Below are 16,170 nucleotides of genomic sequence, written 5' to 3' on the forward strand. Positions count from 1 at the left end.
GGAGGTCCGAAGCAGTGACCAGCCAGGTCAGTAGCCCGGCCGAGCAGGCCGAACCAGCCGATCAGCAAGGCGGGCAGACGCCCGCCGGGGGGCAGCGATCAGCAGACGGTGGCAAGGAGGTCCGCCGTCTGGACCGGGTGATCATCCGGTTCGCGGGGGACTCCGGCGACGGTATGCAGCTCACGGGTGACCGGTTCACCTCGGAGACGGCGTCGTTCGGAAACGACCTGTCGACCCTGCCGAACTTCCCGGCGGAGATCCGCGCCCCCGCCGGCACCCTGCCCGGAGTGTCGAGCTTCCAGCTCCACTTCGCCGATCACGACATCCTCACACCGGGTGACGCGCCGAACGTGCTGGTGGCGATGAACCCGGCCGCGCTGAAGGCCAACCTCCCCGATGTGCCGCGCGGGGCGGAAATCATCGTCAACACCGACGAGTTCACCAAGCGGCCCATGGCCAAGGTCGGCTATGACCAAAGCCCCCTGGAGGACGGCTCGCTGGACGGCTACCGCGTCCACCCGGTGCCGCTCACCACGCTGACCATCGAGGCGCTGAAGGAATTCGGGCTGTCCCGCAAGGAGGCCGAGCGCAGCAAGAACATGTTCGCGCTCGGGCTGTTGTCGTGGATGTACCACCGGCCGACCGAGAACACCGAGAAGTTCCTGCGCCAGAAGTTCGCCAAGAAGCCGCAGATCGCCGAGGCGAACGTGGCCGCCTTCCGGGCGGGCTGGAACTTCGGCGAGACCACCGAGGACTTCGCCGTCTCCTACGAGGTCGCCCCGGCCACCACCGCGTTCCCCACCGGCACCTACCGGAACATCTCCGGAAACCTGGCGCTGTCGTACGGGCTGATCGCGGCGTCCCGCCAGGCCGATCTGCCGCTGTTCCTGGGGTCGTACCCGATCACCCCGGCCTCGGACATCCTGCACGAGCTGTCCAAGCACAAGAACTTCGGTGTGCGCAGCTTCCAGGCCGAGGACGAGATCGCCGGGATCGGCGCCGCGCTGGGCGCGGCCTTCGGCGGCTCCCTCGCCGTGACCACCACCTCAGGCCCCGGTGTGGCGCTGAAGTCGGAGACCATCGGGCTCGCGGTGTCGCTGGAGCTGCCACTGCTGGTGATCGACATCCAGCGCGGCGGCCCCTCCACCGGGCTGCCCACCAAGACCGAGCAGGCGGACCTGCTCCAGGCCATGTACGGGCGCAACGGCGAGGCCCCGGTGCCGATCGTGGCCCCGAAGACCCCGGCCGACTGCTTCGACGCCGCGCTCGACGCCGCCCGGATCGCCCTGGCCTACCGCACCCCGGTGTTCCTGCTGTCGGACGGCTATCTGGCCAACGGCTCGGAGCCCTGGCGGGTGCCGGACGTCGGCGAGCTGCCCGATCTGCGCGTCCAGTTCGCGGCCGGCCCCAACCACGTACTCGCCGACGGCACCGAGGTCTTCTGGCCGTACAAGCGCGACCCGGAGACCCTGGCCCGCCCCTGGGCCGTGCCCGGAACGCCCGGTCTGGAGCACCGGATCGGCGGCATCGAGAAGCAGGACGGCACGGGGAACATCTCCTACGACCCGGCCAACCACGACCACATGGTCCGCATCCGCCAGGCCAAGGTGGACGGCATCGCGGTGCCGGACATCGAGGTGGACGACCCGACCGGCGACGCCCGCACCCTGGTCCTGGGGTGGGGGTCCACCTACGGCCCGATCACCGCGGCGGTGCGCCGCGTCCGCACCGCGGGCGACCGGATCGCCCAGGCCCATCTGCGCCATCTCAACCCCTTCCCGGCCAACCTCGGCAAGGTGCTGGAGGGTTACGAGAAGGTCGTGGTGCCGGAGATGAACCTGGGTCAGCTGGCGACGCTGCTGCGCGCCCGCTATCTGGTCGACACCCGCTCCTTCACCCAGGTCCGCGGGCTGCCCTTCAAGGCCGAACAGCTCGCCACCGCCCTCAAGGAGGCCATCGATGACTGACACCATCGCCGAGGGCGCGGCATCGGCTCGGCACGCGCTCTCCCTGGTGCCCAAGACCGACACCAAGCAGACGATGAAGGACTTCAAGTCCGACCAGGAGGTCCGCTGGTGCCCCGGCTGCGGTGACTACGCGATCCTCGCCGCCGTCCAGGGCTTCATGCCCGAACTGGGCCTGGCGAAGGAGAACATCGTCTTCGTCTCCGGCATCGGCTGCTCCTCGCGCTTCCCGTACTACATGAACACCTACGGGATGCACTCCATCCACGGCCGCGCCCCGGCCATCGCCACCGGGCTGGCCGCCTCCCGCCGCGATCTGTCGGTGTGGGTCGTCACCGGTGACGGCGACGCGCTGTCGATCGGCGGCAACCACCTGATCCACGCGCTGCGCCGCAATGTGAACCTGAAGATCCTGCTCTTCAACAACCGCATCTACGGCCTGACCAAGGGGCAGTACAGCCCCACCTCCGAGGTCGGCAAGATCACCAAGTCGACCCCGATGGGCTCCCTGGACGCGCCGTTCAACCCGCTGTCGCTCGCGCTCGGCGCCGAGGCGGGCTTCGTGGCCCGCACCGTGGACTCCGACCGCAAGCATCTGACCGAGGTGCTGCGGCAGGCGGCGGCCCACCCGGGCACCGCGCTGGTGGAGATCTACCAGAACTGCAACATCTTCAACGACGGCGCCTTCGAGGCCCTGAAGGACAAGGACCAGGCCCAGGAGGCCGTGATCCGGCTGGAGCACGGGCAGCCGATCCGCTTCGGCACCGACCAGTCCAAGGGCGTCATCCGCGACCAGCGCACCGGCGACCTCGAAGTGGTCACCGTCACCGCCGAGAACGAGCACCAGGTGCTGGTGCACGACGCCCACGCGGCCTCGCCCACCACGGCGTTCGCGCTGACCCGGCTCGCCGACGCCGACACCCTCCACCACACCCCCATCGGGGTGCTGCGCGATGTGGAGCGCCCGGTCTACGACACCCAGATGTCCGACCAGCTCGACAACGCCGTGGAGCTCAAGGGCAAGGGCGACCTCGGCGCGCTGCTCGCGGGCGGCGACACCTGGACCGTCGTGGGCTGACCCCACGTAAAGCGCCCAGCGGGCGCGTTCGTACATACGGGCACAGGCGGGTGCCCGGCCGGAGCGTCTGACCGCGCCCCGGCCGGGCACCCGCTCTCCTATGCCCATGGCCGACACCGCCGCCCCGCTCCAGCCCCCCGACCGCCCCGGCTACCGCCTCAAGCGGCTGCTGCTCGGCCCGCCCCTGGTCACCGAGCGGATCCGGCGCGAGAAGCTGCACAACCCGGCCGCGCTGGGCGTGCTGGCCTCCGACTGCATCTCCTCGACGGCGTACGGCAGCGAGGAGATTCTGCGGGTGCTGGTGCCGGTCATCGGGGTCGCGGCGTTCACCCTGATCCTCCCGGTGACCGGGGCGATCCTGCTGGTGCTGCTGGTGGTCACGCTCTGCTACAGCGATGTGGTGACGATCTACACCCGGGCGGGCGGCTCGTACGTGGTGGCGCGGGAGAACTTCGGCCCGGACATCGCCCAGATCGCGTCCGTGGCGCTGCTGGTGGACTACATCGTCACCGTCGCGGTCCAGGTCTCGGCGGGCACCAACGCGATCATCTCGTTCGCCCATCTCGTCGGCGGCACCTGGACCGGTATCGACCATCTCCAACTGCCCATCAGCGCCCTGGTGATCCTGATCCTCGCCTACGGCAATCTGCGCGGACTGCGCGAGGCCGGGCGGGTCTTCATGGCGCCCGCCTACCTGTTCATCCTCGCCGTCGGCCTGATGCTGGTGGTCGGCGTGGTCCGCGGCCTGGCCGGGACGCTGCCGCACGCCGATGTGCACGCGGCGGGCGCCGTGCCCCTGGGGACCGCGGGCAGCGGCTGGCTCTACGGCGCCTCGCTCTTCATCGTGCTGCGCTCGTTCGCCAACGGCGGCTCCTCGCTGACCGGTCTGGAGGCGATCTCCAACAGCGTCTCCGTCTTCCGCGACCCCAAGGGCCGCAACGCCCGCCACACGCTGGTCACGATGAGCTGCATCCTGGGCACGCTGGTCCTCGGCGTCTCCGCCCTGGCCCACTTCACCCACGCCATCCCGTACCAGGACGGCACCCCGACCGTCCTCGCGCAGGAGGCCCATCTGGTCTTCGGCGGCGGGGCGCTGGGCGCCCTGGGGCTGGCGTTCGTCCAGCTGGCGACCGCGCTCATCCTCTACACGGGCGCCAACACGCCCTTCACCGGCTTCCCCTTCCTGGCCAGCTTCGTGGCCGAGGACCGCTTTCTGCCCCGGCAGCTGACCCGGCGCGGCCACCGGCTGGCCTTCTCCAACGGCATCGTGTCGCTGGCCGTGGTGGCGCTGGCGCTGCTGGTGGTCACCAAGGCCAATGTGGACCGGCTGGTGGCGCTGTACGCGATCGGGGTGTTCACCGCCTTCACCATGGCCGGGGCCGGGATGACGGCCTATCACCTGCGGCGCCGGGAACCGGGGCGGACGTGGAAGGTCGCGGTGAACCTCATCACCGCGGTGGTCTCCGCGGCCGTGGTGCTGATCTTCGGGATCACCAAGTTCACCGAGGGCGCCTGGCTGGTCGTGGTGGTCTTCCCGCTCGGGGTCTGGGCGCTGATCCGGATCAACCGCGAGTACCGCGCGGAGGCGGCCGCCCTGGAGGCGGTGCCACGCCCCGGGGACGACGTCCCGCGCTGGCGGCGCCATGTGGTCTTCGTCCTGGCCGACAGCATCGACCTGGCGACGGTCAAGGCGCTGCGGTACGCGCATGAGCTGCGGCCCGACGAGGTCCGCGCGGTGCACTTCATGGTGGACGAGGCCCATGCCCGGCGGCTGATGGCGCGCTGGGAGGCCACGGCGGGGGTGACGGCCGCGCTTGAGGTCGTGGAGTGCCCGGACCGGCGGCTGCGCCACGCGGTGATGGAGCTGGCGGCCCGTACCACCGAGGACGGCCAGACCGCGCTGACCCTGCTGGTGCCGCGCCGCACCTATGCCTCCCCGCTGGGCAAGCTGCTGCACAGGGGCACGGCGGAGTCGCTGGCCAAGGCGCTGGAGCGGCTGCCGGGCGTCGCGGTGACGATCCTGCCGTTCGCCGTCAGCCTCGCGGCCCGGGAGCGGGGGCCGCGGGAGCGGGAGGCCGGGCAGCGGGAGCCAGAGCAGCGCGAGCCCGGGGAGCGCGAGCCCCGGGAGCGGCCCGGCTCCGAATGACACACACTTACTTAACCGGAAGTACCTTTCTATTGGTTAGCGCTTCCCTTATGGTGGGTGTGCCGATCCCGAACCAGGAGAGTCACACATATGAGCATCGTCGTCACCGGAGCCACCGGCCACCTCGGCCGCCTCGTCGTCGAGGGGCTGCTGGAGAAGGTTCCCGCCGACCAGATCACCGCGGTCGTGCGCGACACCGCGAAGGCCGCCGACCTCGCCGACCGCGGGGTGCGGCTGCACGTGGCCGACTACAACCGGCCCGAGACGCTCGCCGGCGCCTTCGCCGCCGGCGACAAGGTGCTGCTGATCTCCGGCAGCGAGGTCGGGCAGCGGGTGCCGCAGCACCAGGCCGTGATCGACGCCGCCAAGGAGGCCGGTGTCGCGCTGCTCGCCTATACCAGCATCCTGGGCGGCCCCGCCGCCGACTTCTCGCTGGCCGATGAGCACAAGGTCACCGAGCAGGCGATCATCGACTCCGGTCTGCCGTATGTGCTGCTGCGCAACGGCTGGTACAACGAGAACTACACCGAGAACCTCTCCACCGTCCTGGAGCACGGGGCCGTCGTGGGCGCCGCGGGCGAGGGCCGGGTCGCCTCCGCCGCGCGCGCCGACTACGCGGCGGCCGCCGTCGCCGTCCTGACCGGTGAGGGCCACGAGGGCAAGGCGTACGAGCTGTCCGGCGACACCGCCTGGAGCTTCGCCGAGTACGCCGAGGTGGTCGCCCGGCAGTCCGGCAAGGAGATCGTCTACGGCGCCGTCTCCCCCGCCGAGTACCAGTCCATCCTCACCGGCGCGGGCGTCCCCGAGCCGCTCGCCGCGATCCTCTCCGATGTCGAGACGGCCATCGAGCGCGGCCGGCTGGACGCCACCCCGGGCGATCTGTCCCGGCTCACAGGCCGTCCGACCACGCCCATCGCGGACTCGGTGGCGGCCGCGCTCAAGGGCTGACCCGCCCCGTACGCACCATGGCCCGCCTGTCATCACCGTATTCCGATACGGGAATGACAGGCGGGCCTCACCAGCGCTACCTTCGGACCCTCGGAACGGGCCCGCCCGGGGCTCGTCATGCCGTCGGGGAGGGTGCCGTGACGCCGCAGGACCAGCAGGACCGCGTCGATCGCGCCGGTCTCCTCTACGGCTTCGCGGCGTACGGCATCTGGGGTCTGGTGCCGCTCTTCTGGCCGCTGCTCGAGCCCGCCGCGGCGGTGGAGATCCTCGCCCACCGGATGGTGTGGTCGCTGGCGGCCGTCGGTCTGGTGCTGCTGGCGCTGCGCCGCTGGAGCTGGATACGGCCGCTGCTGCGGCAGCCCCGGCGGCTGGGCATGATCGCGCTCGCCGCGACCGTGATCTCGGTCAACTGGGGCCTGTACATCTGGGGCGTCAACAGCGGGCATGTGGTGGAGACCGCGCTCGGATACTTCATCAACCCGCTGGTCAGCATCGCCTTCGGAGTGCTGCTGCTGCGTGAGCGGCTGCGGCCCGCGCAGTGGGCGGCGGTCGGCGTCGGGGTGGTGGCCGTGGCCGTGCTGACGGTGGGCTACGGCAAGCTGCCGTGGATCGCGCTCACCCTCGCCTTCAGCTTCGCGACGTACGGCCTGGCCAAGAAGCGGGTCGGACTCGATGGGCTGGAGTCGCTGGCCGCCGAGACCGCCGTGCAGTTCCTGCCCGCGCTCGGCTTCCTGATCTGGCTCGGGGCGCACGGCGGCAGCACGTTCGCGAGCGAGGGCGCCGGGCACGCGGCGCTGCTGGCGAGCTGCGGCTTCGTCACGGCGCTGCCGCTGATCTGCTTCGGGGCGTCGGCGGTGCGGCTGCCGCTGTCGACGATCGGGATGCTCCAGTACGTGGCGCCGACCTTCCAGTTCGTCCTCGGGCTCGTCGTCTTCCACGAGTCGATGCCACCCGAACGGTGGGCGGGCTTCGCCCTTGTCTGGCTCGCGCTCGCGCTGCTGACCTGGGACGCGCTGCGCACCGCCCGGCGGGCGCGGCGGGCGTTGGCCGATGCCGCCGCGCGGGCGGGGGCGCTGTCGGCGACAGTGGAGGCCGATGTGGTTCCGGACCCGGATGTCGTGCCGGACGCCGCCGTGCCCGATGCCCGGCCGGGACCGATATCCGGCGGGTGATGTCCGGTTTCCGCCCTTGACGCGGAGTCAGCCACGCCCGGAGCATCAGCACGTTCACCGCTCCACCGCCCCACGGGCACGTGCACCACACAGCGTCACGTCATTCCGTCCTGTCCTCGTTCGGAACCGGAGCCCCCCATGTCCTCATGCGCTGAACGCCGCCCCCGAAGATCCCTGATACGGCGTACGGCCGCCATGGCCGCGGCCGGTACGGCGGTCGCCGCCCTGGTCTCGGCCGCCCCCGCCACCTCCGCCGCGGCATCGGCACCGCACACGGCGGACGCCCGTACCGCGCTCGCGGCACCCGACATCTCCGTGGCCAATGTGAAGGCCCATCTGGCCCAGTTGCAGTCCATCGCCACCGCCAACGGCGGCAACCGCGCCCATGGCCGCCCCGGATACAAGGCGTCGCTCGACTACATCAAGGGCAAGCTGGACGCCGCCGGATACACCACCACCGTGCAGCAGTTCACCTCCGGCGGTGCCACCGGCTACAACCTCATCGCCGACTGGCCCGGCGGCGACACCAACAACGTGGTGTTCTCCGGCGCCCACCTCGACTCCGTCACCGCGGGCCCCGGGATCAACGACAACGGCTCGGGCTCCGCCGGAATCCTGGAGACCGCGCTCACCGTGGCCCGGCAGGGCGCGAAGCCCACCAAGCATCTGCGGTTCGCCTGGTGGGGCGCCGAGGAGCGCGGAATGGTCGGCTCCACCTCCTACATCAACAACCTGCCGTCATCCGAACGGGCGAAGATCGACGGCTATCTCAACTTCGACATGATCGGCTCGCCCAACCCCGGCTACTTCGTCTATGACGACGACCCCGGGATCGAGTCGGTCTTCAAGGCGTTCTTCTCCGCCAAGGGCGTGCCCACCGAGATCGAGACCGAGGGCGACGGCCGCTCCGACCACGCGCCGTTCAAGAACAAGGGCATCCCGGTGGGCGGTCTCTTCAGCGGCGCGGACTACACCAAGACCGCCGCCCAGGCGCAGAAGTGGGGCGGCACCTCCGGTCAGGCGTTCGACCGCTGCTACCACCGCTCCTGCGACACCTCGAGCAACATCGACGACACCGCCCTGGACCGCAACAGCGACGCCATCGCCTACGCGGTCTGGACCCTCGGCGGCGCCTGATCCCGGACGGATGACGACGTGCCGTGTTCGGCTCCGCCGGCTCAGGCCGCTTCGGCCGCTCAGGCCGTTATGTCCTTCGCGGTGAACCGGGCCCAGGCCGCCGAGCCGAACACGGCCACGTACAGCCCCTGTAGCCCCAGGTTCTTGATCAACTCGTCCCAGTAGACCGGCTCGCGGAGGAGATCGGCGAAGCTGAGCCAGTAGTGCGGGAAGAGATACGGGTGGATCGCGTGCAGCTGCGGGATGGTGTCGAGGATCTGCGTGGTGACCACCAGCCCCACCGTCGTGGCCATGGCCGCGATCCCGCTGTTGGTGAGGGTGGAGATGAACAGCCCCACCGTGGCGATCCCCACCAGCGACAGGGCCACCAGGGCGGCCACGCCGAGCGCTCTGAGCAGCGCTTCGTCGAACGAGACGGTGATGCCCGAGATCAGCGTGACATCGCCGAGCGGGAACAGCAGCGCCCCCGTCACCAGGCTCGAGAGGGCCACCACCAGGGTCGCGATCAGGCAGAAGGCCATGGTGGTGGTGAACTTGGCCAGCAGCAGACGGGTCCGTCCGGCGGGGGCGACCAGCAGATAGCGCAGCGTCCCGGAGCCCGCCTCACCGGCGATGGCGTCACCGGCGATCACGCCGATCACCATCGGCAGGAAGACCGGCAGCGTCGCCGCCAGTGACGCGAAGACCAGGAAGATCCCGTTGTTGGTGATCTGCGGGAAGAAGGCAGGGCCCTCCCCCTCTCCCCCACGGCCCCCGCCGAAGCTGCCGCCGTCACTGGTCTCGATCTTCACCGCGATGCCGATGAGGATCGGGATCAGCGCGAGCACTCCGAGCAGCACCAGGGTCCGCCAGCGGCGGAGGGTGACGGTCAGCTCGGAGCGGAAGAGCGCCAGGGCCCACAGGGGGCTCGGTCGGGACGGGTGCGCGGCCCGCCCGGCCGGTGCGTCGGTGTGGGCGGTCTTGGGTACGCCGGTGTCGGCCACCCTCGTCTCGTCAGCCCGCGACATCGAAGCCCTCCCCGGTCAGCGCGACAAAGGCGTCCTCGAGCGAGGCGCGTTCGGCCCCGAAGGACCGGACCCGCACCCCGGCGCGTACGAGGGCGGCGTTGAGATCGGCCAGCTCCAGCGGTGCGTCGTCCAGGCCGGGGCCGGGCACCGGCAGCTCGCCGGAGACCCGCTCGTCCAGGACCACCAGATCCGTCACCCCGTGCTCCTTGAGCACCCGGACCGCGTCCACCGGGTCCGGGGTGGTGACGGCCAGCCGACCGCGGCTGCCCGCCGCCAGCTCGGCCACCGTGCCCTGGGCGATCAGCCGGCCCTGGGCCATCACGGCGGCATGCGTGCACACCTGTTCGATCTCGTCGAGGAGATGGGAGGAGAGGAAGACGGTGGTGCCCTCCTCGGCCAGCGCGCGCACCAGGGCGCGGATCTCGCGCATGCCCTGCGGATCGAGGCCGTTGGTCGGCTCGTCCAGCACCAGCAGCTCACGCGGCTGGAGCAGCGCGGCGGCCAGGCCCAGGCGCTGCTTCATGCCGAGCGAGTACGCGCGGGCCTTCTTCCCGGCGGCGGCGGCCAGCCCGACCCGGTCCAGGGCGGCCGCCACGCGGGGGGCGCGGGTGCGGGGGTCGGCGGTGGGGTCGGCCGCGTCGTAGCGCAGCAGATTGTCGCGGCAGGTCAGAAAGGGGTACAGGGCGGGGCCCTCGATGAGGGCGCCCACCCTGGGCAGCACGCTCCTGGCGGCGCGCGGCATCGGCTCGCCGAGCAGCCTGGCGCTGCCCGAGGTGGGCTCGATCAGGCCCATGAGCATGCGGATGGTCGTCGTCTTCCCCGAGCCATTGGGCCCGAGGAAGCCGAAGACACTGCCGCGCGGCACGGACAGATCGAGTGCGTCGACCGCGAGCTGCCCGCCCCGGTAGCGCTTGGTGAGCCCGCGGGTCTCCACCGCGGCGTCGTCCCCCTCGGTGGACCGCTGCTCCACGGGCTCCCCTTCGTTCTGCGTCGTATCCGCGCCCTACGTGTTCCGCGTCGTATCCGCGCCCTACGTCACGTCGTCCGTCACCGCGCCTTACGAGCCCGGTGTGCTCACCTGGCCGCGTTGGCGGCCTTGACCAGGGCGTCCTTGTCGACCGCGCCGACGAACACCTTGCCGTCGTCGGTGAGCAGCGCGTTCACCAGCCGGGTGCTGATCACGGTGCCCGAGCCGAACTTCCCCTTGACCTCCTTGCCGAAGCCGCCGAGGAGGCCGGAGGCCGCGCCCGGGCCGCTGTCGCCGCCGGGCGTCTCGGACGCCGCGGCGCCGCCGGGGGTGTCGAGCCTGGCGACCGAGTCCCAGCCCTCGCCGACGACCTTCAGCCCGGACAGGGCGCTCTGGGCGTCCTTGAAGTCCTTGCCGCCGAAGTCCTTCGGGGCGTTCTTACGGTCGGCCTTGGGCTCCTCGGTGACCTTGGCGCCCTTGGGCGGCGTGAAATCGAAGGTGCTCGCCTTGGGCTTGCCGAAGTCCACGTCGGTGAAGCCCACGTCGACGATCGCCTTGCCACCGCTCTTCGGGGAGAGCGTGAACTTCAGCGGGACACCGTTGTCCGCGTCCACCGCGATACGGACGGACCCGATCGTGGAGTCGCTGTTCTGCTTGGGCTTGATCAGCAGGTCGTACGCGTCCCGCCCGGCGACCCGGGAGGTGCCGTCGACGGTCACATCGGTGGTGTCGTCCACGGAGGAGAGCAGCGTCTTGGCCATCTCCTGGGGCGTGACGTCCCGCAGGTCCTTCGGCACCTCCCGCCGGTGGTCGCCCTTGGCCTTCGCGTCCTTCGGGGCGGTGGCGTGGTAGGCGGAGTTGCTCCCGCTGTCGTACGCCCAGATCTCGTCGCCGTTGTGGATCATGCTGTACTCGGCGGCGTTCTCGACGATCGACACCCGCTGCTTGTCGGGGCCGTCGGAGGCCACCCGCAGGGTGTGGGAGCCGGAGATCAGCTCCATCAGCTTGGACTCGGGCGCGGCGGACGCGTCGCCGCCGCCCTGCGCGCCGCCGAGGTCGGCGATGGAGCCGCCGCCGGGGAGCGAGGGGATGCCCAGATCGGTGGTGATCTTCACCGAACCGGACATCTGCTGGGCGTCCGATGCCGCCATCTTGCTGATGAGCTCTTGCGCCGAGATCTTCGGCAGGTTGGGGTCGCCGGTGCTGGCGAGCGCCGGGACCAGTCCTATGGTCGCGGCCGCGATGCCCGCGACAGCGACCGGGGCGGCGTACCGGGCGGCCTTCTTCCCTCGTGATGGCCGCTCTTCATCCCAGAAGCCGTCGTCGGCGACCTGTGTCGGTCGGATCCGTGCCATGTGTGCTCTACCTCCGTCGTCGGCGGCGGTTCGTCAGCTTGCACTCGTCCACCTCTCGGGCCATTGTCACCCGATCCCGCCATGTGGTGGTCTTTTCATCCCACCAAATCGTTCGACGTGGCGCGTCAGCCCGCAGGATCACCTCGGCGTAATGCTCGGGTATGACGCCGCTCCACCGGGAGTCAGGGGCCGGTCGGGGTGGATGGGGCGTCTGGTGGGATCACCCGGCCCGGTGGCGCGGGGTGCCCCGGCCCGGTGGCGCGGGGTCACCCGGCCCGGTGGCGCGGGGTCACCCGGCCCGGTGGACCACCGCGTCGCACAGCCCCTCCAGGGCCGCCTTCGCCGGGCCCTCGGGCAGCGGCGCCAGCATCGAACGGGCCTCCGCCGCATAGCGGACCGTGACCCGGCGGGCCCGCTCCAGCGCCGGATGGGCGCGCAGCCGCCGCAGGACCTCGGCATGGCGCGCGTCATCGGTGAGATCGCCCGCGAGCAACTCGCACAGCTCGCGGTCCTCGGCCGAGCCGGTCGCCCCGGCCTGCTCCCGCACATAGAGCACGGGCAGGGTGGCCACGCCCTCGCGCAGATCGGTGCCGGGGGTCTTACCGGACTCATGGCTGTCGCTGGCGATGTCCAGCACGTCGTCGGCGAGCTGGAAGGCCATGCCGAGCCGCTCGCCGTACTGGGTGAGGATGCTGACGATGCTCTCGTCGGCGCCCGACATCATCGCGCCGAACCGGCCCGAGACGGCGATCAGCGAGCCCGTCTTGCCGGCCAGCACATCCAGGTAGTGCTCGACCGGGTCACGGCCGTCGCGGGGGCCCGCCGTCTCCAGGATCTGGCCGGTGACCAGCCGCTCGAACGCCTCGGCCTGGATCCGCACCGCCTCGGGGCCCAGGTCGGCCAGGATGTGCGAGGCCCGGGCGAAGAGGAAGTCGCCGGTGAGGACGGCCACCGAGTTGCCCCAGCGGGCGTTGGCGCTGGAGACGCCGCGCCGCACATCCGCCTCGTCCATCACATCGTCGTGGTACAACGTCGCCAGATGGGTGAGCTCGACGACCACGGCCGAGGGCACCACTCCGGGCGCGTGGGGGTCACCGAACTGGGCGGCCAGCAGCACCAGCAGGGGCCGGAACCGCTTCCCCCCGGCCCGCACCAGATGCTGGGCGGCCTCCGTGATGAAGGGCACATCGCTCTTCGTGGCCTCCAGCAGGCCCTCTTCGACCGCCGTCAGCCCGGCCTGGGTGTCGGCTTCCAGAGTCCGGTCCCGCACGCTCAGCCCCAAGGGCCCGACGAAGCTCACGGGGTACTCCTGTCTGCCTACGAATGACGCGAATGTCGATGTGTCGCTGCCTCCACCAACAGGCAGCGTATCCGGTCGGGTATCGATCACTGTTGGCGCCTTCCCGCCTTGTGCGCCTCTCACCGATCTCTCCCGAACCCGACCGCTTCACATCGCAGTACCGCGATCGCAGCAGATCATTCACGCCCCGGACGCCCGACCGGACCCCGATCGGCCGTACCCGGCGTCGAGCCAGGGGCCCCGGCGCCGACGACCGCTACCGGATCGTCCATGAATCCCCCCAAGGTGTCGCGCTCACCTGGCGCGCCACCGCCGGTACAGCTCTGCCGCGCCGGGCCGCAGCGAGCGGGCCAGCATGGTGAAGAACGGCCTCATGTCGTCCCGCGCGGCCCAGGCCAGCTCGGTCCCGCTCGCCCGCGCCGGGGCGTGCGGGGTGGTGTAACCACTGCGGCGGTAGGCGACCAGCGCGGGCAGGTCGATGTTCTCGGCCAGGAACCGCCGGGCCGGGCGCTGCGCGGCCCCGGGGACCGCGCGTCCGGTCAGATCGAGATGCTGGGCCCGTACGACATCGATCCGCGCCGCGTTCTCGAAGAGCCGGAACTGGGCGCCCATCCGCGGATTGAAGCCCAGCAGCTTGTACCGTCCGTCACGCCGGTCGAAGCGCCAGTCCAGATCGACGATCCCGCTGAAGCCGATCCGCTGGACGAACCGGGCCGCCATCCGCGCCAGTTCCTCGTTCTCCACCACATAGGCGCACGCCGTCATGCCCGCGTGCGGCGGCCAGGACCGCACCTTGACCCCGGTGAACATCGCCAGCGGTGTGCTCCGGGCGTCGAAGTACGCGTGCACGATCCAGTCCTCGGCCTCCTCTCTCGGCAGATACTCCTGAAAGACCACCCCCGGCCGCGGCCCCCACCGCCGCGCCAGCTCCATCAGCTCCCGGGGGCCCTCGATCCGCGTGGCGCCGCACACCGCGGGCTTCCTCCGCCGCTCGAACGCCTCCCGGTTCTTGGCGACCACCGGAAACCGGGCGCCGGCCGCGAACGCCTTGACATCGGCGTAGGTGTCCGGGAAGACGCCCTCGGGCGTGGGCACCCCGTGCTTGACGCACAGCTCGTGCAGCCCCCGCTTGCTCGCCAACCGTCTGGGCAACTCGGGCTCGGCGCGCGGGAAGAGGAAGCGGCCCTCCCCGGCGAGCCGGTCCGCGTGCTCGGCGATCAGCACCGCCGCCTCCTCGTCGGTGGGCAGCAGCACCGTCGGCCGGCCGATCGCCCGCCCCATCCGCAGCAGCCCCTCGACCAGCCGCTCCGGCCGCTCCTCGCCGGTGGTCGGCCAGACGAAGGCCCTCCTCAGATAGCGCGAGAGCGCCGCCGGGGTCCAACGGTCCTCGGTGACCGCGTATATGGGGACACCGAGCCGCCCCAAGGACCGGATGGCTCCGACGCCGCCGTGATGCAGCGGATAGAGGCCGATCTTCACGATGAGAGCGGGCACGGAACGGTCCACCGCGAACGGCATGGCACTGCTCGCCACGAGTCCCCCTTGGTCACCGCAGCGCAGTGGCCCCCCCACTGTGCGTGACCCTGATGAAGGACGCTACTTCGGAATCGCCGCCTCCAGCAAGGATTTTCCGGACATTGCCATCTCTTTAGGGGCTAGCCGACACTGTGTCATCCTCCTTGTCCCCGGCCTCCCGCATCGCCCGCGCCCGGCCATCGGCGCCGCCCTGGCCACCGGCATCGCCCTGGGCCTTCTCCGCGCTCCCCGCGCCTTAGGGTGTGCTGCGTCCCACAGTGACGAGGAGAAGGCGAGGCAGCCCCGATGCCGCAGCGATCCCCGCTGGACCTGCCCGAAGGCGACCCCTTCGGCCCGCACAACCTCCCCTATGGCGTCTTCACCGCGCCGCACGCTCCTCATCTGCGGAAAATCGGGGTGCGCTACGGAAACCATGTGCTGGACGTGGGCGCCGCCGCGGCCGCCACCGCCTCCCCGCACGCCGAGCCGCTGGGCGCCGACACCCTCAACCCGCTGATGGCCGCGGGCCGCCCGGTCTGGCAGGCCGTGCGCGCCGAGGTGCTCGACTGGCTCACCGACCCGGCGCACCGCTCGACCATCGAGCCCCTGATGCATCCCCTCCCCACCGTGGCGCTCCATCTCCCCTTCGAGGTGGCCGACTACGCCGACTTCTACGCGAGCGAGCACCACGCCACCAACACGGGCAGGATCTTCCGCCCCGACGGCGAGGCGCTCACCCCCAACTGGAAACACATGCCGATCGGCTACCACGGCCGGGCCGGCACCATCCTCGTCTCGGGCACGCCCGTCGTCCGCCCGCAGGGCCAGCATCTGCCCCCGGCCGATACCTCCGCACCACACGCTTCCTCCCCCACTCCGGTCTTCGGCCCCTCCCTGCGCCTCGACTTCGAAGCGGAGGTGGCCTTCGTCGTCGGCGCCCCTTCCACTGTGAATACACCGGTGCCGCTCTCCGGGTTCCATGACCACGTCTTCGGTGTCTGTCTGCTCAACGACTGGTCCGCGCGCGACATCCAGGCGTGGGAGTACCGTCCGCTCGGCCCCTTCCTCGGCAAGTCCTTCGCCACCTCCCTCGCCGCCTGGGTCACCCCGCTGGACGCCCTCGCAGCGGCCCGTACCAGCCCTCCCGCCCGTGATGTCCCGCCCCTCCCCTACCTGGACGACAGCGCCACCGGGCCCGGCGGGCTCGATCTGCGCCTGGAGGTCGCCCTCAACGGCCACACGATCTCCCGCCCGCCCTTCTCCGCCATGTACTGGACCCCGGCCCAGCAGCTCGCCCATCTGACGGTGAACGGCGCCTCGCTGCGCACCGGCGACCTCTTCGCCTCCGGCACGGTCAGCGGTCCGCGCCCGGACGAGCTCGGCTGTCTCCTCGAACTCACCTGGGGCGGCCGCGAACCCCTGCGGCTCCCCGACGGCACCCGGACCTTCCTGGAGGACGGCGACGAGGTGACCGTCACGGCCTGGGCGCCGGGCCCGCAGGGGACCCGTATCGGCCTGGGCGAGGTGACCGGCCAGGTCGTCCCCGCCACGCCCTGACGCGGCTGCTACGTTGTCGTGCTC

General features: G+C 71.1%; 12 protein-coding genes. 7 read left to right on the forward strand and 5 right to left on the reverse strand.

From position 1 onward, the window contains the following. The first annotated feature begins 14 nt into the window (after window positions 1–14). The 6 genes from ACT2CW_RS25325 (at window position 15) to ACT2CW_RS25350 (ending at window position 8,445) form a co-directional block, all read left to right on the forward strand. Entirely contained in the window at window positions 15–1,967 is a 1,953-nt protein-coding gene (locus ACT2CW_RS25325; protein WP_164434842.1) for a 2-oxoacid:acceptor oxidoreductase subunit alpha, read from the forward strand. Beyond that, window positions 1,960–3,042 carry a 2-oxoacid:ferredoxin oxidoreductase subunit beta gene (locus tag ACT2CW_RS25330; RefSeq protein WP_164434840.1) on the forward strand — a complete coding sequence of 361 codons (1,083 nt, stop codon included), beginning with the start codon at window positions 1,960–1,962 and terminating at the stop codon, window positions 3,040–3,042. The genes ACT2CW_RS25325 and ACT2CW_RS25330 overlap by 8 nt, the downstream gene beginning before the upstream one ends. 106 nt (window positions 3,043–3,148) lie before the next feature. After that, on the forward strand, window positions 3,149–5,188 hold the full coding sequence (locus tag ACT2CW_RS25335) for an APC family permease (RefSeq protein WP_445518358.1): 2,040 nt from the start codon (window positions 3,149–3,151) through the stop codon (window positions 5,186–5,188). A gap of 90 nt (window positions 5,189–5,278) precedes the next feature. Further along, entirely contained in the window at window positions 5,279–6,136 is an 858-nt protein-coding gene (locus ACT2CW_RS25340) for an SDR family oxidoreductase (protein WP_445518359.1), read from the forward strand. A 53-nt stretch (window positions 6,137–6,189) separates the two neighbouring features. Further along, window positions 6,190–7,308 carry an EamA family transporter RarD gene (rarD, locus tag ACT2CW_RS25345; protein ID WP_166484197.1) on the forward strand — a complete coding sequence of 373 codons (1,119 nt, stop codon included), beginning with the start codon at window positions 6,190–6,192 and terminating at the stop codon, window positions 7,306–7,308. A gap of 195 nt (window positions 7,309–7,503) precedes the next feature. Next, window positions 7,504–8,445, forward strand: a complete 942-nt coding sequence (locus tag ACT2CW_RS25350; RefSeq protein ID WP_182467910.1) for a M28 family metallopeptidase — start codon at window positions 7,504–7,506, stop codon at window positions 8,443–8,445. Between the two features lie 59 nt (window positions 8,446–8,504). Here the strand turns inward: ACT2CW_RS25350 and ACT2CW_RS25355 are convergent, their stop codons facing one another. The 5 genes from ACT2CW_RS25355 to ACT2CW_RS25375 form a co-directional block, all read right to left on the reverse strand. After that, window positions 8,505–9,452 carry an ABC transporter permease gene (locus tag ACT2CW_RS25355; RefSeq protein WP_445518360.1) on the reverse strand — a complete coding sequence of 316 codons (948 nt, stop codon included), beginning with the start codon at window positions 9,450–9,452 and terminating at the stop codon, window positions 8,505–8,507. Further along, window positions 9,439–10,422, reverse strand: coding sequence for an ABC transporter ATP-binding protein (locus ACT2CW_RS25360; protein WP_445518361.1), 984 nt, complete (start codon window positions 10,420–10,422; stop codon window positions 9,439–9,441). The genes ACT2CW_RS25355 and ACT2CW_RS25360 overlap by 14 nt, the downstream gene beginning before the upstream one ends. Before the next feature lie 104 nt (window positions 10,423–10,526). Next, complete coding sequence (locus ACT2CW_RS25365) at window positions 10,527–11,774, reverse strand: LolA family protein (RefSeq protein ID WP_445518362.1); 1,248 nt, start codon at window positions 11,772–11,774, stop codon at window positions 10,527–10,529. 289 nt (window positions 11,775–12,063) lie between these two features. Then, window positions 12,064–13,074 carry a polyprenyl synthetase family protein gene (locus ACT2CW_RS25370; RefSeq protein ID WP_086886428.1) on the reverse strand — a complete coding sequence of 337 codons (1,011 nt, stop codon included), beginning with the start codon at window positions 13,072–13,074 and terminating at the stop codon, window positions 12,064–12,066. Between the two features lie 294 nt (window positions 13,075–13,368). Continuing rightward, complete coding sequence (locus ACT2CW_RS25375) at window positions 13,369–14,592, reverse strand: carboxylate--amine ligase (RefSeq protein WP_445518415.1); 1,224 nt, start codon at window positions 14,590–14,592, stop codon at window positions 13,369–13,371. Between the two features lie 303 nt (window positions 14,593–14,895). Here ACT2CW_RS25375 and fahA point away from each other — a divergent pair, with 303 nt between their 5' ends. Then, window positions 14,896–16,146 (forward strand): fumarylacetoacetase, encoded by a 1,251-nt coding sequence (gene fahA, locus ACT2CW_RS25380; protein ID WP_414082239.1) that lies wholly within the window; start codon window positions 14,896–14,898, stop codon window positions 16,144–16,146. The last annotated feature ends 24 nt before the right edge of the window (window positions 16,147–16,170 follow it).

The organism is Streptomyces sp. NEAU-174, from assembly GCF_052665095.1.

Coding starts and splice junctions, on each gene's coding strand:
- ACT2CW_RS25330 (WP_164434840.1), top strand. CDS start 1,960: ATGACTGACACCATCGCCGAGGGCGCGGCATCGGCTCGGCACGCGCTC.
- ACT2CW_RS25335 (WP_445518358.1), top strand. CDS start 3,149: ATGGCCGACACCGCCGCCCCGCTCCAGCCCCCCGACCGCCCCGGCTAC.
- ACT2CW_RS25340 (WP_445518359.1), top strand. CDS start 5,279: ATGAGCATCGTCGTCACCGGAGCCACCGGCCACCTCGGCCGCCTCGTC.
- rarD (WP_166484197.1), top strand. CDS start 6,190: ATGACAGGCGGGCCTCACCAGCGCTACCTTCGGACCCTCGGAACGGGC.
- ACT2CW_RS25350 (WP_182467910.1), top strand. CDS start 7,504: ATGGCCGCGGCCGGTACGGCGGTCGCCGCCCTGGTCTCGGCCGCCCCC.
- ACT2CW_RS25355 (WP_445518360.1), bottom strand. CDS start 9,452: ATGTCGCGGGCTGACGAGACGAGGGTGGCCGACACCGGCGTACCCAAG.
- ACT2CW_RS25365 (WP_445518362.1), bottom strand. CDS start 11,774: ATGGCACGGATCCGACCGACACAGGTCGCCGACGACGGCTTCTGGGAT.
- ACT2CW_RS25375 (WP_445518415.1), bottom strand. CDS start 14,592: ATGCCGTTCGCGGTGGACCGTTCCGTGCCCGCTCTCATCGTGAAGATC.
- fahA (WP_414082239.1), top strand. CDS start 14,896: ATGCCGCAGCGATCCCCGCTGGACCTGCCCGAAGGCGACCCCTTCGGC.